Source organism: Streptomyces sp. RP5T, assembly GCF_003933965.1.
In the GTDB taxonomy this organism is placed as follows: domain Bacteria; phylum Actinomycetota; class Actinomycetes; order Streptomycetales; family Streptomycetaceae; genus Streptomyces.
On sequence record NZ_RSAJ01001173.1, the window covers coordinates 1 to 934 of the forward strand.

A 934-nucleotide genomic window follows, 5' to 3' on the forward strand; every position below is an offset into this window, starting at 1 on the left:
GCAGGGAGAAAGCGGTGAGCAGGAGCCCGACGAGGAAGAGGCGTCGGGGACGTATCGATTCGGGTCTGTGCACGGGCATGGGCGTGCCTCCGAGGGCTCGGTGATGCTCGGTGGGGGAGTGGGGAAAGCTGTGTCAGGCTGACGTGGGCATGCCAGCCGCCGCTCGGTCACGACGCTACGTACGGGGACGACGGGGTGGGAAGAGGGACCGGAGGCTGCCGTTGGTCTAGCCCTGCGAAATACTTACGGAGCTGCGGTGATGTCGCAATTTGGCGGAAACTTTCACGACCGGGAAATCCAGGGCAGGGGCTGACGTGCACGAAGAGGGAAACGGCGAGGCCGGCCGGGACCGGACCGAGGGGGTGCCGAGCGGTGTGGACCAGCCCGGATTCCTGGCGCTGGAGCGCGAGTTGACCGTCCTGCTGCGCCGCGCGCGGGCCAACCAGGGGGAGATGGCCCGGGAGGTCCACCCCGACCTGGAGTCGGCGGCTTACGGACTGCTCGTCCGACTGGATGAATGCGGGCGCCAGCGGGCCACGGAACTGGCCGGTTACATCGGCGTCGGCAAGGCCACGATGTCCCGCCAGCTGCGTGCCCTGGAGGACCTGGGCCTCGTCACCCGCGAACCCGACCCCGCGGACGGCCGGGCCTGGCTGGTCGACCTCACCCCGGAGGGCCGCTCCCGGGTGCACCGGGTCCGCGACGCCCGCCGGGCCCGCTACGCCGGCCGCCTGGCCCACTGGAACCCGGACGAGGTCACCGAACTGGCCCGCCTGCTCCACCAGCTGAACCGGGGCATGGAGAAGTAGGCGACGTGGGCTGCCGTCCGCCGGGCGGCGACTGCTCCGGACGGGTGGGCTGATCGCGCAGTTCCCCGCGCCCCTGAAGGGTGTGCGTGGGCCGTTGGGTGGGACTTTCCGCGGGTGTGTGGACG

At 71.0% G+C, this 934-nt stretch carries 1 protein-coding gene; it reads left to right on the plus strand.

The annotated features are described in order from the left end of the window. Positions 1–314: 314 nt before the first annotated feature. Positions 315–809 carry a MarR family winged helix-turn-helix transcriptional regulator gene (locus tag EHS43_RS45210; RefSeq protein ID WP_125196122.1) on the plus strand — a complete coding sequence of 165 codons (495 nt, stop codon included), beginning with the start codon at positions 315–317 and terminating at the stop codon, positions 807–809. The last annotated feature ends 125 nt before the right edge of the window (positions 810–934 follow it).